Source organism: Paenibacillus sp. KN14-4R (genome assembly GCF_052180255.1).
Lineage (GTDB): Bacteria > Bacillota > Bacilli > Paenibacillales > NBRC-103111 > Paenibacillus_AM.
Genome location: NZ_CP197466.1, coordinates 3,819,785 through 3,842,688, shown reverse-complemented (window position 1 = coordinate 3,842,688; position 22,904 = coordinate 3,819,785). Strand labels below are relative to the sequence as shown.

The window sequence follows — 22,904 nt, the reverse complement described above, 5'->3', positions numbered from 1 at the left end:
GTAATTGACGCCATGATAGTGAAGTGATAAAATAACGGATAACTTCATTTTGGTAGTATGGTAACTTGGTAGTGAACTAAAGCGTTTTGTGTGAAAATAGATAATAAAATGAATCAAAAAATAGATTTTGAGGTGAACGAGATGTCTAGACCGAAAGTATTTGAAAAGCCTGCAGGAATGAAAGATTTTTTGCCAGAGGCTGCTGTGCAGATGCGCAAGGTTGAACGTCAAGTATTGGATTGTATGGAGCGATGGGGCTATCGAGAGATTATTACACCAACACTGGAATTTTACGATACAGTCGGCAAAGCCTCCTCGACGGAGGATCGAAAGCTGTTTAAATTACTTGATCGAAATGGAACAACTTTGGTGATGCGCTCGGATATGACAACGCCGATCGCGCGTGTGGTGTCTTCCATGTTAAAAGAGGAGGCGTTCCCGATTCGACTCTCCTATCATGCGAATGTATTTCGAGCGATGGAAGTAGAAGCAGGACGCGGGGCTGAGTTTTATCAAACAGGTGTTGAGCTTGTTGGGGATGCTTCACCCGATGCGGATGCGGAAGTGATCGCACTTGCGATTGCATCTCTGCAGGCTGCAGGGGTGGAAACTTTTAAAATCGCGTTAGGTCATGTGGGATTCTTGCATGGTTTCTTTCAAGAAATGTTAGTGGGGCTAACTGAGGTTCAACAATCGCTGAAAGATTGCTTGCTGTACCGGGATTATGTAGGTTTTCGGGACATTTTAAGCAAGCTTCAATTAGAGAGCGATGTCCAAGAAAAATTGATGAATATATTGAGGCTGCGCGGTGGGGCAGAAGTGTGTGATCAGGCATTGGTTATGACCGAAGACCCGCTATCGCAGGCATCAATTAAGCATTTGCGTGAGATATGCCAGGTGCTTGATGCCTATGGAGTAAGTCAGCACGTCTTGATCGATTTGACGATGATTGGTGATTTTGACTATTACACAGGTATGACATTCGAGGGTTATGCAGCAGAACATGGCTTTCCGGTCTGCTCAGGTGGGCGGTATGATAATTTATTAAAACAGTTCGGTCGATCTGCTCCTGCAACTGGCTTTTCATTAAAAACGAATCGGATCTTAGAAGTGATTGATAGGAATACGATCCAGGAACCGAAACGAATCTTAATTATTTATGATGTTAAACATCGAGCGGCAGCTTTACAATGTGCGGCTGAATATCGAGCAGAAGCGGGTGTGTTTGTACAGACACTGTTACTGTCAGAGCTGGAAACAGTAGCATCTTATCTACAAATTAAGGATGGGAAATACATGTATCAAGGACTAATCTACCAAGAGATTGTCACTTGTATAGAGGAGGTTTAGACGATGGGAGAGATGTTAAAGGTTGCGATGCCTAAAGGGCGCATTTATAAACAAGCATTCAAGCTATTTCGAGCGGCAGGAATTCCAATTCCAGAAGAAACGGATGACTCCCGTCGATTGATCATCGCCTTTCCTGAAGCAGGGATGGAGTTCATTCTGGCCAAGCCAGTCGATGTGCCGACTTATGTCGAGTATGGCGTAGCGGATATTGGCGTCGTCGGTAAAGATGTGCTGATGGAAGAAAATCGTGATGTGTATGAGCTGCTCGATCTGGGAATTGCCCGCTGCCGGATGTCGGTCATTGCAAGTCCAGATTGGAAGCCGGTTCTTAATCCACGCGTTGCGACGAAATACCCGAATGTTGCTGCTGCTTATTTTCGTGAAAAAGGGCAGCAGGTTGAGATTATTAAGTTAAATGGATCGATTGAATTAGCCCCACTAATTGGGCTAGGTGATCGGATTGTTGATATGGTGGAAACCGGGCAAACCCTTCGTGAGAATGGGCTTGTAGAGATGGAAGAAATTTTCCAAATAACAAGCCGCTTGATTGCGAATCGGGTTAGTTATCGAATGAAGAATGCGGAGATTCAGCGTTTGTGCGATATGCTGCAGCAATCGTTGGCGGTGGAGAGCCGGAGCTAGAACCTAAAGGGGGATGAAGTCGATGAAGATTGTGCAGGCCAGCGAATTTTCGTTAAAGCGGGAAGTGGAGTATGGAACGCCAGAGCAGAACGCCACTGTGAATCGCATTATCGAGACGGTGCGCGCAGAGGGCGATGAGGCGCTCTTTCGCTACGCGCGGGAGTTTGACCGCGTGGAGATTGATTCGCTGCGCGTTGACGCAGCGGAGTTTGAGGCGGCATATGATCAGGTTGACGCCGAATTTGTGCGAGCGCTGCGCCAAGCAGCCGCGAACATTCGCGCTTACCACGAGAAGCAAAAGCGCAACTCGTGGATGGATTTGCAAGAGGATGGCAGCATACTCGGGCAAGTGATCCGACCGCTGAAGCGGGTCGGGTTGTACGTGCCCGGTGGGACGGCTGCGTATCCGTCCTCGGTGCTCATGAACGCCATCCCGGCACAGGTGGCGGGGGTTAGCGAGATCGTGATCGTGACGCCCCCGTCAACGGCGGGTGGTGCGGGGATTAACCCGCACATCCTAGTTGCCGCAGCGGAATCTGGGATCACGGAGGTGTACCGTGTCGGCGGGGCACAGGCCATCGCCGCCTTAGCGTATGGCACCGCGTCCATTCCCGCGGTGGACAAAATCGTCGGCCCGGGTAATATTTATGTCGCTCTAGCCAAACGCAACGTGTTTGGCGTCGTCGACATCGACATGATTGCCGGGCCTACGGACATTGTCGTGCTCGCAGACGATTCAGCCGACCCGACGTACGTCGCGGCTGATCTGCTCGCTCAAGCTGAGCATGACGTGCTTTCGCCAGCTACGCTGCTCACCCCGTCGCTTCCGCTTGCACAAGCGGTGCAAGCGGAACTCGCGCGGCAGCTCGAAGCGCTGCCACGCCGCGATATCGCCGCTGAATCGACGGCGAATCGCGGAGCGATCGTGCTAACCGCCACGATCGATGAAGCGGTGCGACTCGCCAATGCGATCGCACCTGAGCACATCGAACTGCTCGTAGCCGAGCCGTTCGCATTGCTGCCCCGCATCGAGAATGCGGGAGCGATCTTCCTCGGACAATATTCGTCCGAACCAGTAGGCGACTACTTTGCGGGACCGAACCATGTCCTGCCAACCAATGGCACCGCACGATTCTCTTCTCCGCTGAGTGTGGATGATTTTATAAAGAAATCCAGTGTCATTCATTATAGTCGTGAAGCGTTGCTTGCTAATGGCGATATGATTATGACATTAGCCCGCACAGAAGGGTTAGAAGGGCATGCCAGAGCAATTGAAGTACGACTAAACAAAGAGCGAAATGAGGGGGAGTAACAATGACTGAACCGATGCCAACAAGCCGAGTGGCTTCTATTAAGCGAACGACCAATGAGACGGATATTAAGCTTACATTTGAAGTAGATGGACAAGGGAAAGTGGAATTGGAAACCCCGGTTCCGTTCTTGAATCATATGTTAGACCTTTTTACGAAACATGGACAATTCAACCTGAACCTGGATGCAAAAGGTGATATTGAGATTGACGATCACCACACAGTGGAGGACATTGGGATTTGCTTAGGTCAAGCACTGCGCGAAGCATTAGGTGATAAAAGAGGAATTAAGCGATATGCATCTGTATTCGTTCCGATGGATGAGGCTTTGGCGCAAGTTGTGATTGATATTTCTAACCGTCCACACTTGGAGTATCGCGCTGAATATCCGACACAAGTTGTTGGCTCGTTCGACACGCAATTGGTGCATGAATTTCTGTGGAAGTTAGCACTCGAAGCACGAATTACACTTCATGTTATCGTGCACTATGGAAGCAATACGCACCACATGATCGAAGCGGTGTTTAAGGCACTTGCACGAGCATTGGATGAAGCGACAACAGTAGATCCACGCGTACAGGGAGTGCCTTCAACGAAGGGAGTGCTGTAAGGTGACGCAGATTGCAATTATCGATTACGGGATGGGCAACCTTCACTCTGTCAGTAAAGCGGTAGAACGTTTGGGACATGAGGCGCTTATTACATCTGATCCACAGCAAATCTTAGCGGCGGAGGGTGCAATCTTACCAGGCGTTGGAGCTTTTGGAGATGCAATCGCACAGTTACGTGAAAGTGGATTAGATGAAGTGGTTCTGGAATATGTGAAGACAGGTAAGCCGCTACTTGGTATATGTCTAGGTATGCAGCTGCTGTTCACGACAAGTGAAGAATATGGTACACACGAAGGACTAAATTTGCTTCCTGGACGTGTCGTTCGTTTTCGTGGGGATTTGAAAGTTCCGCATATGGGTTGGAATCAGCTTGCGATTGCGAAGTCGGATCCTTTACTTACAGGAATTGAAGAAGGTCATGTGTATTTCGTTCACTCGTACCATGTATTGCTCGAAGAGCAAAGCGATCTGCTGGCAAGTACCGATTATGGGCAGCCTGTTACTGCGATTGTCGGCCGCAATCAAGTGTATGGCATGCAGTTTCACCCTGAAAAAAGTGGTGAACTCGGGATGCGATTACTTCGCAACTTTGTGGATATGTGCAGCAATTCGTTAATATGTGGATAGGAATAGAAACGAAATTTTTTATCCACATGTTGATAATGTTTTTGAGGTAGATATACCTGTGTATAAATCATTTTGAAATAGCTTTCTGTACACATCCTATACACAAGATGTGTACAAAGAGGGGTATATATAATAACTTGTTTGAGGCGATTTGTGAAGTCAGGGGGACAAAATAATGTCATCATTTATCATCTATCCAGCCATCGATATTCGCGATGGGAAATGTGTGCGTCTTGTGCAAGGCGATTATAACCAAGAAACCGTATATAACGATAATCCTGCTGCTGTTGCCCAAGATTGGGAAGCGCAAGGTGGGAAGTGGATTCATCTTGTAGATCTGGATGGAGCGAAAGCAGGCTATCCTGTTAATGATCAATTGATCGGAACGATTGCCAAAAACGTAAACGTACCTGTACAAGTCGGTGGTGGACTGCGAAAAGAAGAGGATGTCGATCGACTTCTTTCATTAGGTGTTTCACGGGTCATTCTAGGTACGGCCGCAATTGAAGATCGAAATTTTGTTTATCGTGTTCTTCAAAAGTATGGGGAGCAAGTTGCGATCGGCATTGATGCACGGGATGGTTATGTCGCTACACGTGGATGGTTGGAGACTTCACAAGTGAAAGCGACGGATTTAGCGGTTCAACTAGCTGAGCATGGCGCGAAGACGTTTATTTTCACCGATATTTCCCGAGATGGCATGATGGAAGGCCCGAATGTGGATGCAATAGTTGAGTTGGCACGTGTATCTGGTCAGACTGTAATCGCTTCAGGCGGTGTATCCCGTCCAAGCGATCTAACTGCGCTTGCTGCTTATGCGAATGCGGGTGTAGGTGGAGCGATTGTGGGTAAAGCGTTATACACAGGTGCGATTGTCTTAGGTGATGCACTTGCTGAACTTGGAAAGTGAATAAATGAAGATACCAACTGAAAGGAGGGTGCAACCCATGTTAACGAAGCGAATTATTCCCTGCTTAGATGTAAAAGATGGGCGGGTAGTTAAGGGCGTTAATTTTGTAAACTTACGCGATGCAGGCGACCCGGTTGAGCTTGCGGCTATTTATGACCGTGAAGGCGCGGATGAGCTTGTGTTTCTAGATATATCAGCTTCCATTGAAGGTCGCGCAACAATGGTGAATGTCGTTCGTAAAACCGCAGGTGAAATCACGATTCCTTTTACAGTAGGTGGAGGGATCAGCTCGGTTGAAGACATGAGCCGCTTGCTAAGAGCCGGTGCAGATAAGATTGGGATGAATACCGCAGCTGTACGTAACCCTGAGCTTGTTACAGATGGTGCTCGTAAGTTTGGTGCGCAGTGTATCGTGGTTGCGATTGATGCGAAGTTCAACGAGGCTTGGGGTGAATGGGAAGTATATACACACGGTGGGCGCGTTGCAACAGGCATTCCAACATTGAAATGGGTGAAACAGTTAGAGCAGCTTGGGGCGGGTGAGATTCTGCTCACTTCCATGGATGCAGATGGAACGAAAGATGGCTTTGATTTGCGCCTAACAAGTGAAGTTGCAAGAGCTGTAAATATTCCGGTTATCGCATCAGGCGGAGCGGGTACCAAGCAGCATTTTCACGATGTATTTACAACAGGCGGCGCAGATGCAGGGTTGGCTGCAACTATTTTTCACTATAAAGAATTAACGATTAACGATGTAAAAAATGAATTGCGCAGCAAAGGGGTGGCAGTAAGATGACAACATCATCAGAATCGAATGGCGTGTTTCAAGTGGCCAATGTGAAATATGACGCTCAAGGATTGGTTCCAGCGATTGTGCAGGATATCTTATCGAAGGATGTCTTGATGCTTGCTTATATGAATGAAGAATCGATTAAACGTACGATTTCCTCAGGAGAAACGTGGTTTTGGAGTCGCTCCCGTGAAGAGCTTTGGCACAAAGGGGAAACATCTGGCAATGTGCAGCAGGTCAAAGAAATTCGTTATGATTGTGATACAGATACTTTACTTGTATTAGTCGATCCGAAAGGTCCTGCTTGTCACACGGGTCAATATTCTTGTTTTTATCGAAAAGTTGAGCTTGAAGAGCAGTTAGGTCAATCTGATCAAGCTGATGTTCCTACATCCAGGGATCGTTTTGCGATGCTTTCCTCCTTAGAATCTGTGATTGCCTCTCGGGATATGGAACGTCCTGTAGGTTCCTATACAACCTATTTATTTGAAAAAGGCGTCGATAAGATTTTGAAAAAAGTCGGCGAAGAAGCAGCAGAAGTCATTATCGCTGCTAAAAATAGTGACAATGATGAATTACGTTACGAAGCAAGTGATCTTATCTTTCATTTGATGGTCTTATTGCGGGATCGGAAGTTACCTTTGGATGATGTTATGCGAGAGTTGCAAAACCGCCATTTGAATCCGAAGAAAGTCTAGGAGGCTATTCGAATGTTCATAGATTATCATACTCATCATGAGCGCTGCGGTCATGCAGTAGGAACACTCGAACAATATGTGGAACGCGGCATTGCGATCGGACTCACTCAGCTTGGTCTGTCCGATCATATGCCGCTTTTGCATGTTGATCCAGCTGCATATTTGCCAGAGATGGCGATGGCGATGGAAGAATTACCTCGCTATGTGGAGGAAGCACTTCGTCTAAAAGACAAGTACAAAGATCAAATTGAGATTCGCGTTGGGCTTGAAGGTGATTATATCGAAGGCTATGAGGAGCAGATTGAACAGATTATTAAAGCTTATCCATGGGATTATGTCATTGGTTCGGTTCATTTTCTAGGAAAATGGGACGTTTCCGACTTTCGACAGTTAGATGAATGGAACAACCGTGATGTGAATACGGTATATCGGCAGTACTATGATGCTGTTCAGAAAGCGGCTGCGAGTGGACTGTATGATTTTCTTGGTCATATCGATATGATCAAGCGGTTTGGTTATAAGTCGACGGAAGATATGGGCTCACTTGAGAGGGAAACGTTGGATATTATTAAAGCGCATGATGTTGCAATTGAATTAAATGCATCTGGATTACGCCATCAGGCACAATCGATGTATCCAAGTCGAGAAATGTTAGAATATGCTTACCAGATTGGGATTCCTGTCACAATTGGCTCGGATGCTCATCAGCCAGAACGGTTAGCTGAGAACTTGGATTTGGCAGAAAATTGCTTAAAAGATATCGGATTTACGAAACTTGCCACATTTTGCTCAAGAAGTAGAAGGTTACTTCCTTTTTAATTTACATGAGTTTCATGTATAATAAAATTGAAGTGACATGAAATGACAACGATGCTCGAATAATGTCTTCCCGTCCCTTGGGGAGATTTTTCGTGCGGAATCCATTTTTCGGAGGTAACCATGACATCCCAAAACCAAGTAAAAATCTTTTCCGGGTCTTCCAACCCTGAACTAGCCAAACGTATTTGTGACGAATTAGGCGAACCGCTAGGTAAAATTAAACTATCCCGTTTCAAGAGCGGCGAAATCTACTGTTGCTATGAGGAAAGTATTCGGAATTGTGACGTGTTCTTGGTACAAACATTCTGTGATCCGATTAACGAACACATGATGGAATTGTTAATTATGATGGATGCAGCGAAGAGAGCATCAGCTAGAACAATTAACCTGGTCATTCCTTACTATGGTTACTCCCGTCAAGAAAGAAAAGCGGCTCCGCGCGAACCGATTTCTGCGAAGTTAATTGCAGATTTGTTTGTAGCTGCTGGATCCCATCGTTTAATTACGATCGATCTACATGCGCCAGCAATTCAAGCTTTCTTCAATATTCCAGTTGACCATTTGACAGCACTAGATTTAATTACAGATTATATCCGCAAGAAAAATATCCAAAATCCGATTATCGTGTCTCCAGATGCGGGTCGCGCAACGACAGCAGAGAAAATGGCTAACATTCTTGACGCTCCGTTCGCGATTATGATCAAGAAACGTCCTGAGCACAACGAATCGGTAATTACACACGTAATCGGTGACGTAAAAGGCCGTACACCCATTATTATTGAAGATCTGATTGATACAGGTTCGACGATTGTGAATGTTGTAGAAGGACTTAAAGAACGTGGAGCTGAGGATGCATACGTATGTGCCACTCACCCTGTTTTCTCCGGACCGGCATTACAGCGTCTGGACCATCCGAATATTAAAGAAGTCGTGATTACGGACTCCTTAGCAATTTCTGGGGAGCATCCAGAGCGCTTCAAAGTTTTATCTGTAGCACCACTGTTAAGTGATGCAATCCGTATTATCTCTGACGGTGGATCCATTTCCTCGTTATTTAAATACGGCGGAATCTAAGACATAGCTGATTTTACAAGGGAATGGTGTATGGTATACTAAGGCGTATACTGGAAAGTGATGGAGGTGCCTTGTTATGAAAAAAAAGCGTGTCACCGCGAATGTTGCTACGACCAAAGCGAATGTCATACCTGTTCGCATGGATGCCACCTTCTTTTTCGAAAGGGCTGTACAGTCCTTAGATCGATATCATTATGATAAGGCATTGAAGTACTTTCGCCGGACCGTTGAATATGAAAAAGACAACCCAATCAATTATTGCAATTTGGCTGGTGTTTTGTCTGAAATGGGTAAGTATGAAGAATCCAATCAAGTCTTAACACAAGTCGTGGAGCAGGTTGATCCTGCCTCGACCGAGTGTTATTTCTACATGGCGAATAATTATGCGAATATGGAACGATTTGAATTGGCAGAGAAGGCACTCATTCAGTACTTAGAGAATGATCCGAGAGGATTGTATCTTGAAGAGTCAGAAGAGATGATAGAGATGCTGACTTATGAACTCGAACGTGCGCCAAAGGTCACTCGAATTAAGTCTAGAGAAGGATTGTTTGAGCATGATCATGCTCGTGAACTTCTTGAAGCAGGACGTTTCAGTGAGGCAATTCGTACACTAGAATCGATCGTAGAGAAGCACCCTGATTTTCTAGCGGCACGTAACAATTTAGCATTGGCTTACTATTACACGGGTCAATTCGACAAAGCTGTCGATACGATTCATGAAGTGTTAGAGCTTGAGCCAGGAAATTTGCATGGACTTTGCAATTTAGCGATTTTTAGTCAACATTTACGTAAAGAAGCTGAGGTTCAGACGATTTTACACATGTTGAAAAATACAGTGCCTATGCATCCTGATCATATGTTCAAATTAGCTACGACGATGGGGATTCTAGGGGATCATACAACAGCTTATGGATTATTTAAGCGTCTAATCAAGTATGGCGAGGGTAACGATGACCCTTGCCTCTATCATTATACAGCAGTAGCTGCAAGTAACATTGGGCGTTATGCAGAGGCAAAGCGCTTGTGGCATCAGGCTGAGAAACTTGATCCGAAATCAGATGTAGCTCCGTTCTATTTACTGCAAATGCAAGAGTTGCAAGCAGGAAAGCTCGGGAAGCTGCATTATCATTATCATCTTCCTTTTGAAGAGCAGTTCCGTATGATCGAGAAAGCGACTGACGGTATTTCAGAACATCTGAAAGAAGACCCGCTAGTACGTTCCTCTTTCTTCTGGGGGCTGCGCCACGGAGATCGCAACACGAAGCTGCAGGTGATTCAAGCGTTTGGCCTCATCGGAGATAAAGAGGTTAAGCAAACATTGCTTGAATTTGTACGAGAGCCTGATGAAGAAGATGCTGTAAAAAAAGCTGCTTTATTCGTCCTTCGGTCAATTGGGGTTGAAGGTCCGATTGAAGCGCATATCGATGGTAAAGTACGTGAAGTGAAGGATGCTTCACTAGGTTTACATTTGCCAGTATGGGAACCAAAGTGGCAGGCCGTCATGGAAAAAGCTTATCAGTACATGCGTAAGCACTATGATCTGATACAACAGCATGATTTGGAGACACTATGGGTGGATTTCCTATCCAGAGTGTATCCTCATACGCCAAAAATCACGAAGATTGAGGGCTGGTCAGCTGCACTTGAATATTGGATTGCCAAGATGCATCGCAAAGCGATTACGTATAAGGAAGTCGCCGATCGATATGGCACTACGGTTACAACCGTAAGCAAAAATGCGAAATTAATTGACGAGGCTTGTGGCTTAAAAGAAAAAATGGCTGCTCTATGGCCGGAGTTTTAGATATAGATCTATAATCCAACTACCATGAAAAGGAACCCTTTTCTTTTTAAGGAGGAAGTACCCTATGTACAAATCAATCGTAATCGGTACAGGTCCTGCTGGATTAACAGCAGCTATTTACTTGGCACGTGCTAATCTTAATCCGCTTGTTATTGAAGGACCAGAACCAGGTGGACAATTAACAACCACAACGGAAGTGGAAAACTTCCCTGGTTTCCCTGAAGGCATCATGGGACCTGAGCTTATGAGCAACATGCGTAAGCAAGCAGAACGCTTTGGTGCAGAGTTCAAAACAGGTTGGGTTAACGAAGTTGATTTCAGCGAACGTCCATTCAAATTGAAAGTAGAAGGAATCGGTGAGCTTGTTGCTGAGACTGTTATTATTTCAACAGGTGCTTCTGCTAAATACTTAGGTATTGAGAATGAGCGTGAAAATGTGGGTCGCGGTGTGAGCACTTGTGCAACTTGCGATGGATTCTTTTTCCGTAACAAAAAGATTATCGTGGTTGGCGGCGGTGATTCCGCAATGGAAGAAGCACACTTCTTAACGAAATTTGCTTCTGAGGTTATTCTTGTTAACCGTAGAAATGAACTGCGTGCTTCCAAGATTATGCAGGACCGTGCGCGTTCCAATCCGAAAATTTCTTGGGCCCTGGATAAAACACCACTTGCTGTTGAAGCAAATGGTATGAGTGTAACAGGACTTAAAGTTCGTAACAATGCTACAGGCGAAGAAGAAGTAATTGAAACAAATGGTATTTTCGTGGCGATCGGTCACACGCCGAATACGAAGTTCCTGGGTGGAAAAATTACGACGGATGAGCACGGCTATATCGTTGTGAAGCCAGGTTCTAGTGAAACGAACATTCCAGGTGTATTCGCTTGTGGTGACGTACAAGATTCCAAATACCGTCAAGCTATTTCAGCAGCAGGTAGCGGCTGTATGGCAGCACTTGATTGCGAAAGATTCCTTGAAGCATAAGATCGAAATATCGTTTATTCAGAACGTGGATGTGATGGTGCTCCACGTTTTTTATATAGCAAATTGATCACATTTGGATGTCCTTGACCTTGACACAGGGTTGGCTTATAGTTGAACTGTGTAAGGGGTGCCCGGATTATTTTGAACATAACATTTCTTTGAGGTGACATTAGATGGCTAATCAGATTTACGTTGGCGTTGATCTCGGTGGAACGAGTATTAAAGTAGGCCTTTGCGATGAACAAGGTCAATTGCTCCATAAGTATGAAGGACCGACAGCAGCTGAAGAAGGCACAGAAGCCGTGCTGGAACGAATTGCAGATTACTGCAGGAAGGCTGTTGAAGAAGCGGGATATCCTTGGGAGCAAGTTGCTGGAGTTGGAGCTGGGATTGCAGGTTTCCTCAATATTCGTGAAGGGATTGTAGAATTGTCAGCAAATCTAGGTTGGCGCGATGTCCCTGTTAAACAAAGTTTAGAAGAGAAGTTAGGTAAAACTGTAAAAATAGATAATGATGCGAACGTTGCTGCACTTGGTGAGGCGTGGGGTGGAGCAGGTAAAGGAATTTCCAACCTTGTGTGCTACACGCTAGGTACAGGTGTCGGTGGCGGCATTGTTCTTAATGGTCGTATTTATCAAGGATTCAAAGGGATGGCTGGCGAGCTGGGTCATATGAGTGTGGTTCCTGATATGGAGGCGATCCAATGTAATTGTGGTCAGTTCGGTTGTTTAGAGACCGTATCATCTGCAACTGGAATTGTAAGAATGGCCACGAATGCAGTTGAACGCGGTGAACATACAAGCCTTGCCCTACTGCCTAAAATTAGTGCGAAGGACGTTTTTGAAGCTGCGCGTGCGCAAGATGAAGCTGCTCTTCGCATCGTCAATCGTGCTGCTTACTATTTAGGTCGTTCAATGGCGCATCTAGCTGCTGTTATTAATCCTGAACGGTTTATTATTGGTGGCGGTGTATCTCATGCCGGTGAACTTTTGTTCGAACCAGTCAGACAGACGTTTGAGAAATATGCACCTGCTCCACTTAAGGCAGATGTAGATATTGTCGCTGCAACGCTTGGTAATGATGCTGGCGCAATTGGCGCGGCAGGTTTGAATTTATTCTAGAAACAGGTCGATTGTGTCTGACCTAACGGGAGAGGGTTAAACCATGGACAACGCATCCACGATTGCCAAACTTGTTATCATCACGGGGATGTCTGGAGCAGGGAAAACAATTGCTGTTCAATGCTTTGAAGACCTTGGTTTCTTTTGCGTAGATAACTTGCCCCCTGTGCTAATACCGAAATTTGCAGAATTAATTGAACAATCGCAAGGTAAAATTGGTAAAGTGGCGCTTGTTATCGATTTAAGGGGCAGAGAGTTCTTCACAGCATTACACGAATCTTTACGCACCGTGCGTGAAAATTACACCATTACGTATGAAATCTTGTTCCTTGATGCAACGGACGCTACGCTAGTTCAGCGCTATAAAGAGACACGTCGTCGTCATCCGCTTGCAAAAGACGGATTGCCCCTTGATGGAATTCATGCCGAACGGAAGCTGCTAGAAGAACTAAAAGGTTTAGCAAGCCAAGTGATTGATACGAGCTCATTAAAACCTGCTCAACTGAAGCAAAGTATTTTCTCGCGATTCACCAATCTAGATGCGAATCGCATATCCATAAATGTCATCTCTTTTGGTTTTAAATTCGGAGTACCCATTGATGCGGATCTAATATTCGATGTACGCTTCTTACCTAATCCACATTATGTTGACACGCTTCGTCCACAAACAGGTCAGAATGCAGAAGTATATGATTATGTCATGAAGTGGAATGAAACGCAGGAGTTTTTAGCGAAACTTCTAGATATGCTACAATTTCTGGTGCCACAGTATAAAAAAGAAGGCAAGAGCCAAGTTGTTGTTGGTATTGGCTGTACGGGTGGTAAGCATCGCTCTGTAGCAATTGCAGAATACTTAGGTAAGATGCTAAGCTCCTCAGAGACAGAAGTTGTAAGAGTAAGTCATCGTGATGCGGAACGGGATCGTCAATAAGAGGGTGAAACTTATGTCAAGTACGGGCTACGGGCCAATGCCTAGACCCAAGATCGTCGTATTTGGCGGTGGAACAGGTTTGTCTGTTATGCTGCGTGGTTTAAAAGAAAAACCACTCGATATTACAGCAATTGTAACTGTCGCTGATGACGGGGGAAGTTCAGGCGTATTGCGGTCAGAATTAGGTATGCCTCCTCCGGGTGATATTCGAAATGTGCTCACAGCTCTTGCTGATGTAGAGCCACTGCTTTCGCTGATGCTGCAATATCGTTTTCGTGAGGGAACGGGTCTTGCGGGTCATTCGCTCGGCAATTTAATATTAGCTGCTATGAAAGATATTACCGGGGATTTTGTAACGGGCATTAAAGAAATGTCTCGTGTGTTTGCTGTTCGCGGACGTGTGCTGCCAACGGCGAATCAGGCGATTATTCTCAAGGCAGAAATGGAAGATGGATCCTTTGTAGTGGGTGAGTCCAAAATTCCAGAAGCGCGTAGTCGGATTAAACGTGTCTTTCTTGAACCATCTGATGTGCAGCCTTTACCGGAGGCACTTCAAGCGATTCGAGAGGCAGATGCGATATTGTGCGGGCCTGGTTCTCTATACACAAGTATATTGCCAAATTTACTCGTTCCGCATGTAGCTGAAGAAATTTTAAAGTCGAATGCGGTCAAAATGTTCATTTGCAACGTGATGACACAGCCAGGTGAAACCGATAATTACTCGGTCAGCGATCATCTTGCTGCAGTTCATGCGCATGTGGGGCATCATCTATTTGATTATGTGATCGTGAATAATGGTGAGATTCCTGCACAAGTGCAAGATAAGTATGCTGAAAAAGGAGCAAAAGCGGTTCATCTCGACTTAGAGGAAGTAAAAAAACGGGGCTATGAAGTGATTGCCGATCGGCTTGTCATGTTCCGTACTTATCTGCGTCATGATGCTGCTAAGCTCAGTGATCATATTTATCACATTGTGGAAAGCTGGATGTTAAGAAAGAGGTGAGAAGGATGTCCTTTGCGGCTCAAACGAAAAAAGAGCTAACGCTCATCGAGAGTGATGCTTGCTGCGAGAAAGCAGAGCTTTCAGCGCTTATTCGTATGAATGGTTCTGTGCAGATCACGAATCAAAAAATTATTCTTGATATTTCTACAGAAAATGCCGCGATTGCTCGTAGAATTTACTCACTTTTAAAGAAGTTGTATGGTTTGCATACTGAATTACTTGTCCGTAAAAAGATGCGACTAAAGAAAAACAATGTCTATATCGTTCGTGTTCCTAATGGCGTTCAGGAATTATTGAAGGAGTTGTACATTGTATCAGAAGGGTTTCTTTTTACAGATGGGATTGATAATAGTATTATTCGTGGGAATTGCTGCAAACGCTCATACTTACGAGGTGCGTTCTTAGCGGGTGGGTCTGTTAATAATCCAGAAGGGTCATCCTATCATTTGGAGATTTCCTCCATGTATGAAGAACATTGTGGCGAATTAACAGATTTAGCGAATAAGTTTGATCTCAATGCACGATTTATCGAACGGAAAAAAGGGTTTGTGCTTTATATCAAAGAAGGCGAGAAAATTATTGAATTTCTCTCGATAATAGGCGCACACCAAGCGCTCTTGCGATTTGAAGATGTGCGGATTATGAAGGATATGCGTAACTCTGTGAACCGAATTGTAAATTGTGAAACAGCGAATTTGAATAAAACGATAGGCGCAGCAGTGCGCCAAATCGATAACATACGGCTCATTGATAAAGAACTTGGTTTAGATACTTTGCCTGAAAAGCTGCGTGAAGTTGCAGAGGTTCGCTTACAAAACCCCGATATTAATCTCAAAGAGGTAGGGGACTTGCTCAAAGGTCAAGTAAGTAAGTCAGGTGTCAATCATCGTCTGCGTAAGCTGGATGAGCTTGCTGATCGAATTCGTGGGATTAAATAAGGCTGTTCGTATATTTATGTAGTGTAATTGTTGATGAAATGGTATACTAATGTTAAATGAGTGCGTTTTCTTTTGGTTACAATGGTAAAATTTGTATAATAAATTTGTAGAGAAAAAGGGGGAATTGGTTCGATGTCAAGACGCCCAGTCGTTGTGAAATTAAAGACCGGTCTTCATGCAAGACCTGCCGCATTATTCGTTCAGGAAGCGAATAAGTTCTCATCTGAAATTTTTGTTGAGAAGGATGAGAAGAAAGTGAATGCCAAAAGTATCATGGGTATCATGAGTTTGGCAATTTCCACTGGAACTGAAGTTACGATCTCCGCTGAAGGTTCTGATGCTGATCAAGCTGTAACAGCTCTTGCTACTTTAGTAAGCAAAGAGGAACTGGATAATCAATAAGAGGAATCAACAATAAAGCCGCTGAGGAATCAGCGGCTTTTTTATGTTTTTTATGGGGTTGTGGAGCGGATTACAATTTCTCGATTACTTTATCGATTAAACCGTATTCCATCGCTTCAGCTGCCGTCATAAAGTAGTCACGGTCTGTGTCGCGATCAACTTTTTCGATAGGTTGTCCAGAGCGTTCTGCTAAAATGCCATTCAGCTTTTCGCGTAATTTAATGATACGATTCGCACGAATTTGAATATCTGAAGCTTGACCCTCAGCACCACCAAGTGGTTGGTGAATCATGACTTCTGCATTCGGAAGTGCAAAACGTTTACCCTTCGCACCAGCAGCAAGCAAGAAAGCACCCATGGAAGCAGCCATCCCTACGCAAATCGTAGATACATCAGGCTTAATGTACTGCATGGTATCAAATATCGCCATCCCGGAAGTGATGGAACCACCAGGGGAGTTAATGTATAGCGAGATGTCTTTATCCGGATCTTGTGCTGCCAAGAACAACATCTGTGCAATGATGGAGTTTGCGACTTGATCATTGACTTGTGATCCTAGAAAAATAATACGATCTTTCAGCAGACGTGAGTAAATGTCATACGAACGTTCGCCTCTTGCATCTGGCTCAACTACCATTGGAATAAAACCACTCATAATCTTGACCTCCTTAAATTAGCAGAGCGTGCGTTACGCGCGGCTTCATTAATATTATACTGTTTCTGTTATCATACCTGAAATTATACTAAAGGTCAACAAAGGTCAAACAACATCAGGGTAATGATATATAATTCGATATCCATTAAAAAAGCTCCTTCTAAATGAAGGAGCTTGGTTCTTGTAAATATACGCGCCCGCGAGGGATCGAACCTCGATCTCAGGCTCCGGAGGCCTACGTCATATCCATTGGACCACGGGCGCAAATTATAAGTGACAGCAAGAGTAATTATAGGATAACGTACAGAAAAAATCAAGGGTGCAGAATAAAATCGAGGATCTTTTGAAAGCCTATAACCATATGTGGTAAAAAAGCGTCATACGACAGTTGCTTCCTCTCTCATTATTAGGTATAATAGGAAACGTAGTCAGGTGGGACTTAAAATGAACCCATGGGACATAAAATGTCCTGGTGGCAGGTGTAGAATGAGAGAAATCCTTGAAATTCAAAGGCAGCTCATGCCGGATTTTCTAGAAGTAATGAAAAAAAGGTACACCGTGCTGCACCATATTATGGTCTCAGGTGTAATTGGCCGAAGAACGCTTGCGATGTCATTAGATATGACAGAGCGAATCCTGCGCAGTGAAATTGATTTCTTAAAGGCTCATGGCCTAATTGAAATCGAAGTAAGCGGGATGAGCGTATCAGAAGTCGGACGACAGCTATTACAGGATATAGAGCCGATGATTAAAGAAGTGTTCGGTTTAACCGATCTGGAAGAGCAAATCCGCTCCGCCTTTAATCTGAAACAAGTTGTGATCGTTGCAGGAGATGCAGATACATCCTCTTTTACGAAAAGAGAACTGGGTCTTGCTGGAGCCACTGTGCTTCGCAAAAATGTAACGAACGACGATATTATTGCTGTAACAGGCGGTTCAACTATGGCGCGCATTGCAAGTCAGCTTGTTACCTCAGCTCCACTGAAAGGATCTTGGTTCGTGCCTGCAAGAGGCGGACTTGGTGAAAGTGTGGAGATGCAAGCGAACACGATTGCTTCTGAGATGGCGAAGAAAACAGGAGGGCAGTATCGACTGCTCCACGTACCTGATGATCTTGGCGAAGAAGCGTATCAATCGCTCATGCAAGAGGCAAACATTAAGGAGATCATTGACTTTGTCCGTAAGTGCCGTATCGTTGTTCACGGAATCGGGGATGCTATGATAATGGCAAAACGAAGAAAAGTGGACGATGAAACAACTGCGAAATTGCAAAATGCCGGTGCACTAGCTGAAGCGTTCGGATACTATTTTGACAAAGTGGGTACGGTTGTACATAAGATGCCGACACTTGGATTACAGCTAGAAGACATTCAGCGGACTGAAATTGTCATCGGTGTTGCCGGTGGGAAGAGTAAGGGAGAAGCGATTGCTTCTGTGCTTCGATTCGGTCACGAGGACATTCTTGTAACGGATGAAGCAGCCGCACATGAAATCATGAAGTATATCTCTTAATCTTAACTTGTTAGTTACTTATTTTGTCATCTTGATGTACTTTACCGTGCATCTTGAAATATATTGCATTTATCTAGGAGGACGATCTTCATGGTAAAAATCGGTATTAATGGTTTTGGACGTATTGGACGTAACGTATTCCGCGCATCTCTTACAAACACTGAAGTTGAAGTTGTTGCAATCAACGACTTGACTGACGTAAAAACTCTTGCGCACTTGCTTAAATATGACACAACTCACGGCGTTCTAGATGCAACTGTAGAAGCTGGCGAAGGCGAAATCAAAGTTAACGGCAAATCCATCAAAGTATTTGCTGAGCGTAACCCTGAAGCATTGCCTTGGGCTGAAGTTGGCGCTGAAATCGTTGTTGAATCCACTGGTATTTTCACAGCGAAAGACAAAGCTTCCATGCACCTTAAAGGTGGCGCTAAGAAAGTTATCATCTCCGCTCCAGCAACTAACGAAGATATCACAATCGTTATGGGCGTAAACGAAGATAAATACGATGCTGCTAACCACACAATCATCTCCAACGCATCTTGCACAACAAACTGCTTGGCGCCATTTGCTAAAGTATTGAACGACAAGTTCGGTATCGTTAAAGGTATGATGAACACAATTCACTCCTACACGAACGACCAAAACGTTCTTGACTTGCCGCACAAAGACTTGCGTCGTGCTCGTGCAGCAGCTCAAAACATTATCCCTACTACAACTGGCGCTGCTAAAGCGGTATCCCTTGTATTGCCTGAATTGAAAGGCAAATTGAATGGTATGTCCATGCGCGTTCCTACTCCTAACGTATCCGTTACAGACTTGGTAGTAGAACTTAAGCAAGACGTTACTGTTGAAGAAGTAAACGCAGCTTTGAAAGAAGCAGCTGAAGGCCCAATGAAGGGCATCTTGAACTACTCCGAAGAGCCAAAGGTATCCAGCGACTTCAACGGCGACCCAGCTTCCTCCACTATCGATGCTTTGACAACGATGGTAATCGGCGGCAACATGGTTAAAGTTGTATCTTGGTACGATAACGAGTGGGGTTACTCCAACCGTGTTCTTGACCTAGCTTCCTACATTGCGAAAAAAGGTCTATAAGAACAAGCGATTATATAAGCAACAAAACTGAAGAGGAGAAGCGATTCTCCTCTTTCTCTCTTTATGTTAAGCTTTTACTATAAACCTACCCCTAGGAGGAATTCCATTGAACAAAAAGAGCGTTCGCGACGTCGAAGTTTCCGGTAAAAAAGTATTTATGCGCGTTGATTTTAACGTACCTTTAGAAGATGGTAAAATTACTGATGACAAACGGATTCGTGAAACACTGCCTACGATTCAATATTTGATCGAACGTGGCGCGAAAGTGATTCTTGCTTCCCATATGGGTCGTCCTAACGGTGAAGTTGTTGAAAAATTGCGCCTAACTCCTGCTGCAGTACGTCTTTCTGAGCTACTTGGCAAGCCAGTAATCAAGGCAGATGAGGCTATTGGTGAAACGGTTAAAGCACAAATCGCAGAGATGAAAGACGGCGATGTATTATTGCTTGAGAATGTTCGTTTCTATGCAGGCGAAGAGAAGAACGATCCAGAACTTGCAAAAGCTTTTGCAGAACTTGCAGATCTGTACGTGAATGACGCATTCGGCGCTGCGCACCGTGCGCATGCTTCAACTGAAGGTATCGCGCATCACTTGCCAGCAGTGTCTGGTCTTTTGATGGAGAAGGAACTTGATGTACTTGGTAAAGCCTTGAACAATCCAGAACGTCCTTTTACAGCGATTATCGGCGGTTCAAAGGTTAAAGATAAGATTGATGTCATTAACAAAATGCTTGAGATCGCTGATAATGTGATTATCGGCGGCGGCTTGACGTATACGTTCTTTAAAGCCCAGGGTCATGAAATCGGCAAATCTCTTGTAGACAATACAAAGCTTGATCTCGCACTTGAATTTATTAACAAAGCGAAAGAAAAAGGCGTAAATCTATTACTTCCAGTAGATATCGTCGTTGCGGATGACTTCAGTGCATCTGCAAATACAGACATTGTATCGATCGATAACATCCCAGCTGAATGGGAAGGTATTGATATCGGACCGAAATCAAGTGAGATTTTTGCAAAAGCAATTAAAGAATCCAAGCTTGTTGTATGGAACGGACCAATGGGCGTATTCGAAATCGAGCCATTCTCCCACGGTACGCGTGCCGTAGCTGAAGCTTGTGCTGAAACAGCTGGTTACACGATAATCGGCGGTGGTGACTCCGCAGCAGCAGTCGAGAAATTCGGTCTTGCTGACAAAATGGATCACATCTCCACAGGTGGCGGTGCTTCCTTGGAGTTCATGGAAGGTAAAGCACTTCCAGGTGTAGTAGCATTAAACGATAAGTAGAAGAAAAGGGGATATGAGTCGCATGAGCAGAACACCGATTATTGCAGGGAACTGGAAAATGTTCAAAACCGTATCTGAGGCGGTTACATTCTTTAATGGCGTTAAAGGTCAAGCAGAAGTTGAAGGTGTAGAAAGCGTCATTTGTGCGCCATTCACAGCTTTGCCAGCATTAGTAGAAGCAGCCAAAGGTACATCCATTAAAATTGGTGCGCAAAACGTGCACTTTGAAGATAACGGCGCATTTACGGGTGAGATTTCCGGCGTAATGTTGAAAGATCTTGACGTGGATTATGTTATTATCGGGCACTCTGAGCGTAGAGCTTATTTTGCCGAATCCGATGAGATCGTAAACAAAAAAGTTCATGCTGCATTCAAACACGATCTTGCTCCTATCGTATGTGTGGGTGAGAAGCTTGAAGAACGTGAAGCAGGTCAAACAAAAGAAGTATGTAAAGTACAAACAGAAGCTGCTTTCAAAGGTATTGATGCAGAGCAAGCGAAGCAAGTTGTGATTGCCTATGAGCCAATTTGGGCGATTGGAACGGGTAAATCCTCCACAGCTGAAGATGCGAATGAAGTTATTGCATACATCCGCAGCTTAGTCGCTTCTCTATATGATGGCAGTGTTGCTGACGCTGTTCGGATTCAATACGGCGGTTCTGTAAAACCTGCGAACGTACGTGAATATATGGGTCAATCTGATATAGATGGAGCACTAGTTGGTGGCGCGTCTCTAGAGACTGACTCCTACATCCAACTTGTCCAGGGGGCGAAATAAGATGGCTAGACCGAAACCGGTTGCGCTTATTATTCTCGATGGATTTGGACTTCGCGGTGAAGTACAGGGTAATGCCGTAGCACAAGCGAAGAAACCGAATTACGACAAATACTGGAACACTTTCCCACACACGACTTTAACAGCTTGTGGGGAAGCGGTAGGACTACCAGAAGGGCAGATGGGTAACTCTGAGGTAGGTCACTTGAACATCGGTGCAGGCCGCATCGTATATCAAGATCTAACTCGTATTACGAAATCGATCCGTGATGGCGAGTTCTTCGAAAATGAAGCATTGCTAAATGCGATTCGCCATGCGAAGGCAAATGACAAGAAGCTTCATATCATGGGACTGCTCTCTGATGGCGGCGTTCACTCTCATATCTCTCACTTGTTCGCTCTTCTTGAGCTTGCTGCCAAAGAAAGCTTCAAAGATGTATACGTACATGCTTTCATGGATGGACGTGACGTGAAGCCAGACTCTGGTAAAGGCTACATGGAGCAGCTTCAAGCGAAAATTGCAGAGCTTGGCGTAGGTCAAATTGCGACTGTTCACGGTCGTTACTATGCAATGGATCGCGATAAGCGTTGGGATCGTGTAGAGAAAACTTACCGTGCAATGGCATATGGCGAAGGTCCAAAAAACAGTGATCCTGCTGCTGTTATTACGAATTCATATGCAAATAATGTATTTGATGAATTCGTTGTGCCAACGGTAATCGTGGATGCGAATGATCAACCGGTTAGCCGTGTTGAATCAGGCGACTCCATGATCTTTATCAACTTCCGTCCAGACCGTGCGATTCAACTTGCTGAGGCATTTACAGCTAAAGGCTTTACTGGATTTGATCGCGGAGCAAATATGCCGACTGACTTGATATTCGTTTGTATGACCACATACAGCGATGCAGTTGAAGGTGTGGTTGCTTATGGTCCGAAGGATCTGCAAAACACACTAGGCGATGTAGCAGCTCAGAACAATCTGAAGCAGCTTCGCATTGCGGAAACTGAGAAGTATCCGCACGTAACATTCTTCTTCTCCGGTGGTCGTCATGAAGAGCTTGAAGGTGAAACAAGAATCTTGATTCCTTCACCAAAAGTTGCAACTTATGACTTGCAACCAGAGATGAGTGCTTACGAAGTTGCTGCAGCAGCAGTGGCAGAAATCGAAGCTGAGCGTCAAGACATGATTATCTTGAACTTTGCAAACCCTGATATGGTGGGTCACTCCGGAATGCTGGAGCCAACAATCAAGGCTATCGAAGCAACAGATGAGTGCTTGGGTCAAGTTGTAGAAGCGATTCTTGCTAAAGGCGGGGTTGTCTGCATTACAGCCGACCATGGTAACGCGGATATTGTGCGTGACGAAGCGGATCAACCGCATACGGCACACACAACAAACCCGGTTCCTTTCATTGTGACAAGTAACGATGTACAATTAAGAGAAGGTGGCATCTTAGCAGACATTGCTCCAACTATGTTAGATTTTCTGCAAGTTAAGCAACCAGCTGACATGACGGGTGCTTCCATTCTTAAAAAATAAATAAAAATAATAACCCTTATA

The 22,904-nt window shown here is 44.7% G+C and carries 23 protein-coding genes and 1 tRNA gene; 22 read left to right on the top strand and 2 right to left on the bottom strand.

Translation table 11 applies throughout. From position 1 onward, the window contains the following. Window positions 1-141: 141 nt before the first annotated feature. The 17 genes from ACSBOP_RS18915 (at window position 142) to ACSBOP_RS18835 (ending at window position 16,015) form a co-directional block, all read left to right on the top strand. Window positions 142-1,350 (top strand): ATP phosphoribosyltransferase regulatory subunit, encoded by a 1,209-nt coding sequence (locus ACSBOP_RS18915; protein ID WP_442602052.1) that lies wholly within the window; start codon window positions 142-144, stop codon window positions 1,348-1,350. 3 nt (window positions 1,351-1,353) lie between these two features. Continuing rightward, window positions 1,354-1,992, top strand: a complete 639-nt coding sequence (gene hisG / locus ACSBOP_RS18910) for an ATP phosphoribosyltransferase (RefSeq protein WP_442602051.1) — start codon at window positions 1,354-1,356, stop codon at window positions 1,990-1,992. 22 nt (window positions 1,993-2,014) lie between these two features. Then, window positions 2,015-3,304, top strand: coding sequence for a histidinol dehydrogenase (gene hisD, locus ACSBOP_RS18905; protein WP_442602050.1), 1,290 nt, complete (start codon window positions 2,015-2,017; stop codon window positions 3,302-3,304). A 2-nt stretch (window positions 3,305-3,306) separates the two neighbouring features. Continuing rightward, window positions 3,307-3,912: an imidazoleglycerol-phosphate dehydratase HisB gene (hisB, locus tag ACSBOP_RS18900; protein ID WP_442602049.1), complete on the top strand. Its 606-nt coding sequence runs from the start codon at window positions 3,307-3,309 to the stop codon at window positions 3,910-3,912. A 31-nt stretch (window positions 3,913-3,943) separates the two neighbouring features. Then, a complete protein-coding gene (hisH, locus tag ACSBOP_RS18895) occupies window positions 3,944-4,540 on the top strand; it encodes an imidazole glycerol phosphate synthase subunit HisH (protein WP_442604530.1) in 597 nt (198 codons plus the stop codon). A gap of 175 nt (window positions 4,541-4,715) precedes the next feature. After that, window positions 4,716-5,450: a 1-(5-phosphoribosyl)-5-[(5-phosphoribosylamino)methylideneamino]imidazole-4-carboxamide isomerase gene (gene hisA, locus ACSBOP_RS18890; protein ID WP_442602048.1), complete on the top strand. Its 735-nt coding sequence runs from the start codon at window positions 4,716-4,718 to the stop codon at window positions 5,448-5,450. Window positions 5,451-5,487: 37 nt separating this feature from the next. Then, a complete protein-coding gene (gene hisF / locus ACSBOP_RS18885; protein WP_442602047.1) occupies window positions 5,488-6,246 on the top strand; it encodes an imidazole glycerol phosphate synthase subunit HisF in 759 nt (252 codons plus the stop codon). Beyond that, window positions 6,243-6,938 (top strand): bifunctional phosphoribosyl-AMP cyclohydrolase/phosphoribosyl-ATP diphosphatase HisIE, encoded by a 696-nt coding sequence (hisIE, locus tag ACSBOP_RS18880; RefSeq protein ID WP_442602046.1) that lies wholly within the window; start codon window positions 6,243-6,245, stop codon window positions 6,936-6,938. The genes hisF and hisIE overlap by 4 nt, the downstream gene beginning before the upstream one ends. 12 nt (window positions 6,939-6,950) lie before the next feature. Next, window positions 6,951-7,757: a histidinol-phosphatase HisJ gene (gene hisJ, locus ACSBOP_RS18875; protein WP_442602045.1), complete on the top strand. Its 807-nt coding sequence runs from the start codon at window positions 6,951-6,953 to the stop codon at window positions 7,755-7,757. Between the two features lie 120 nt (window positions 7,758-7,877). Further along, complete coding sequence (locus tag ACSBOP_RS18870; protein WP_442602044.1) at window positions 7,878-8,831, top strand: ribose-phosphate diphosphokinase; 954 nt, start codon at window positions 7,878-7,880, stop codon at window positions 8,829-8,831. 76 nt (window positions 8,832-8,907) lie between these two features. Continuing rightward, entirely contained in the window at window positions 8,908-10,638 is a 1,731-nt protein-coding gene (locus ACSBOP_RS18865; RefSeq protein WP_442602043.1) for a tetratricopeptide repeat protein, read from the top strand. A gap of 64 nt (window positions 10,639-10,702) precedes the next feature. Next, on the top strand, window positions 10,703-11,620 hold the full coding sequence (gene trxB / locus ACSBOP_RS18860) for a thioredoxin-disulfide reductase (protein ID WP_442602042.1): 918 nt from the start codon (window positions 10,703-10,705) through the stop codon (window positions 11,618-11,620). A gap of 173 nt (window positions 11,621-11,793) precedes the next feature. Further along, window positions 11,794-12,741 carry an ROK family glucokinase gene (locus ACSBOP_RS18855; protein WP_442602041.1) on the top strand — a complete coding sequence of 316 codons (948 nt, stop codon included), beginning with the start codon at window positions 11,794-11,796 and terminating at the stop codon, window positions 12,739-12,741. A gap of 43 nt (window positions 12,742-12,784) precedes the next feature. Next, window positions 12,785-13,672, top strand: a complete 888-nt coding sequence (gene rapZ / locus ACSBOP_RS18850; protein ID WP_442602040.1) for an RNase adapter RapZ — start codon at window positions 12,785-12,787, stop codon at window positions 13,670-13,672. A gap of 13 nt (window positions 13,673-13,685) precedes the next feature. Further along, a complete protein-coding gene (locus ACSBOP_RS18845; protein ID WP_442602039.1) occupies window positions 13,686-14,675 on the top strand; it encodes a gluconeogenesis factor YvcK family protein in 990 nt (329 codons plus the stop codon). Window positions 14,676-14,680: 5 nt separating this feature from the next. Further along, a complete protein-coding gene (whiA, locus tag ACSBOP_RS18840; RefSeq protein WP_442602038.1) occupies window positions 14,681-15,613 on the top strand; it encodes a DNA-binding protein WhiA in 933 nt (310 codons plus the stop codon). A gap of 132 nt (window positions 15,614-15,745) precedes the next feature. Then, window positions 15,746-16,015 carry an HPr family phosphocarrier protein gene (locus ACSBOP_RS18835; protein WP_442602037.1) on the top strand — a complete coding sequence of 90 codons (270 nt, stop codon included), beginning with the start codon at window positions 15,746-15,748 and terminating at the stop codon, window positions 16,013-16,015. Window positions 16,016-16,085: 70 nt separating this feature from the next. On the opposite strand, the gene clpP is transcribed toward ACSBOP_RS18835, so the two are convergent. Together clpP and ACSBOP_RS18825 are read right to left on the bottom strand one after the other, a co-directional pair. Next, window positions 16,086-16,670, bottom strand: coding sequence for an ATP-dependent Clp endopeptidase proteolytic subunit ClpP (gene clpP / locus ACSBOP_RS18830; protein WP_442602036.1), 585 nt, complete (start codon window positions 16,668-16,670; stop codon window positions 16,086-16,088). A 192-nt stretch (window positions 16,671-16,862) separates the two neighbouring features. Next, window positions 16,863-16,934, bottom strand: a tRNA-Arg gene (locus tag ACSBOP_RS18825). A gap of 222 nt (window positions 16,935-17,156) precedes the next feature. Between ACSBOP_RS18825 and ACSBOP_RS18820 the strand changes: the two genes are divergently transcribed. The 5 genes from ACSBOP_RS18820 to gpmI all read left to right on the top strand — a co-directional run bounded on the left by ACSBOP_RS18820 (window position 17,157) and on the right by gpmI (window position 22,883). Beyond that, window positions 17,157-18,182 carry a sugar-binding transcriptional regulator gene (locus ACSBOP_RS18820; RefSeq protein ID WP_442602035.1) on the top strand — a complete coding sequence of 342 codons (1,026 nt, stop codon included), beginning with the start codon at window positions 17,157-17,159 and terminating at the stop codon, window positions 18,180-18,182. 90 nt (window positions 18,183-18,272) lie between these two features. Continuing rightward, a complete protein-coding gene (gene gap, locus ACSBOP_RS18815) occupies window positions 18,273-19,277 on the top strand; it encodes a type I glyceraldehyde-3-phosphate dehydrogenase (protein WP_442602034.1) in 1,005 nt (334 codons plus the stop codon). Window positions 19,278-19,383: 106 nt separating this feature from the next. Further along, window positions 19,384-20,565 carry a phosphoglycerate kinase gene (locus tag ACSBOP_RS18810; protein WP_442602033.1) on the top strand — a complete coding sequence of 394 codons (1,182 nt, stop codon included), beginning with the start codon at window positions 19,384-19,386 and terminating at the stop codon, window positions 20,563-20,565. Window positions 20,566-20,587: 22 nt separating this feature from the next. Then, a complete protein-coding gene (gene tpiA, locus ACSBOP_RS18805) occupies window positions 20,588-21,343 on the top strand; it encodes a triose-phosphate isomerase (RefSeq protein ID WP_442602032.1) in 756 nt (251 codons plus the stop codon). 1 nt (window position 21,344) lies between these two features. Next, a complete protein-coding gene (gpmI, locus tag ACSBOP_RS18800; RefSeq protein ID WP_442602031.1) occupies window positions 21,345-22,883 on the top strand; it encodes a 2,3-bisphosphoglycerate-independent phosphoglycerate mutase in 1,539 nt (512 codons plus the stop codon). The last annotated feature ends 21 nt before the right edge of the window (window positions 22,884-22,904 follow it).

Bases quoted from the DNA above. Each gene is read 5' to 3' on its own strand.
- ACSBOP_RS18915 (WP_442602052.1), top strand. From the start codon at position 142: ATGTCTAGACCGAAAGTATTTGAAAAGCCTGCAGGAATGAAAGATTTT.
- hisG (WP_442602051.1), top strand. From the start codon at position 1,354: ATGGGAGAGATGTTAAAGGTTGCGATGCCTAAAGGGCGCATTTATAAA.
- hisD (WP_442602050.1), top strand. From the start codon at position 2,015: ATGAAGATTGTGCAGGCCAGCGAATTTTCGTTAAAGCGGGAAGTGGAG.
- hisB (WP_442602049.1), top strand. From the start codon at position 3,307: ATGACTGAACCGATGCCAACAAGCCGAGTGGCTTCTATTAAGCGAACG.
- hisH (WP_442604530.1), top strand. From the start codon at position 3,944: ATGGGCAACCTTCACTCTGTCAGTAAAGCGGTAGAACGTTTGGGACAT.
- hisA (WP_442602048.1), top strand. From the start codon at position 4,716: ATGTCATCATTTATCATCTATCCAGCCATCGATATTCGCGATGGGAAA.
- hisF (WP_442602047.1), top strand. From the start codon at position 5,488: ATGTTAACGAAGCGAATTATTCCCTGCTTAGATGTAAAAGATGGGCGG.
- hisIE (WP_442602046.1), top strand. From the start codon at position 6,243: ATGACAACATCATCAGAATCGAATGGCGTGTTTCAAGTGGCCAATGTG.
- hisJ (WP_442602045.1), top strand. From the start codon at position 6,951: ATGTTCATAGATTATCATACTCATCATGAGCGCTGCGGTCATGCAGTA.
- ACSBOP_RS18870 (WP_442602044.1), top strand. From the start codon at position 7,878: ATGACATCCCAAAACCAAGTAAAAATCTTTTCCGGGTCTTCCAACCCT.
- ACSBOP_RS18865 (WP_442602043.1), top strand. From the start codon at position 8,908: ATGAAAAAAAAGCGTGTCACCGCGAATGTTGCTACGACCAAAGCGAAT.
- trxB (WP_442602042.1), top strand. From the start codon at position 10,703: ATGTACAAATCAATCGTAATCGGTACAGGTCCTGCTGGATTAACAGCA.
- ACSBOP_RS18855 (WP_442602041.1), top strand. From the start codon at position 11,794: ATGGCTAATCAGATTTACGTTGGCGTTGATCTCGGTGGAACGAGTATT.
- rapZ (WP_442602040.1), top strand. From the start codon at position 12,785: ATGGACAACGCATCCACGATTGCCAAACTTGTTATCATCACGGGGATG.
- ACSBOP_RS18845 (WP_442602039.1), top strand. From the start codon at position 13,686: ATGTCAAGTACGGGCTACGGGCCAATGCCTAGACCCAAGATCGTCGTA.
- whiA (WP_442602038.1), top strand. From the start codon at position 14,681: ATGTCCTTTGCGGCTCAAACGAAAAAAGAGCTAACGCTCATCGAGAGT.
- ACSBOP_RS18835 (WP_442602037.1), top strand. From the start codon at position 15,746: ATGTCAAGACGCCCAGTCGTTGTGAAATTAAAGACCGGTCTTCATGCA.
- clpP (WP_442602036.1), bottom strand. From the start codon at position 16,670: ATGAGTGGTTTTATTCCAATGGTAGTTGAGCCAGATGCAAGAGGCGAA.
- ACSBOP_RS18820 (WP_442602035.1), top strand. From the start codon at position 17,157: ATGAGAGAAATCCTTGAAATTCAAAGGCAGCTCATGCCGGATTTTCTA.
- gap (WP_442602034.1), top strand. From the start codon at position 18,273: ATGGTAAAAATCGGTATTAATGGTTTTGGACGTATTGGACGTAACGTA.
- tpiA (WP_442602032.1), top strand. From the start codon at position 20,588: ATGAGCAGAACACCGATTATTGCAGGGAACTGGAAAATGTTCAAAACC.
- gpmI (WP_442602031.1), top strand. From the start codon at position 21,345: ATGGCTAGACCGAAACCGGTTGCGCTTATTATTCTCGATGGATTTGGA.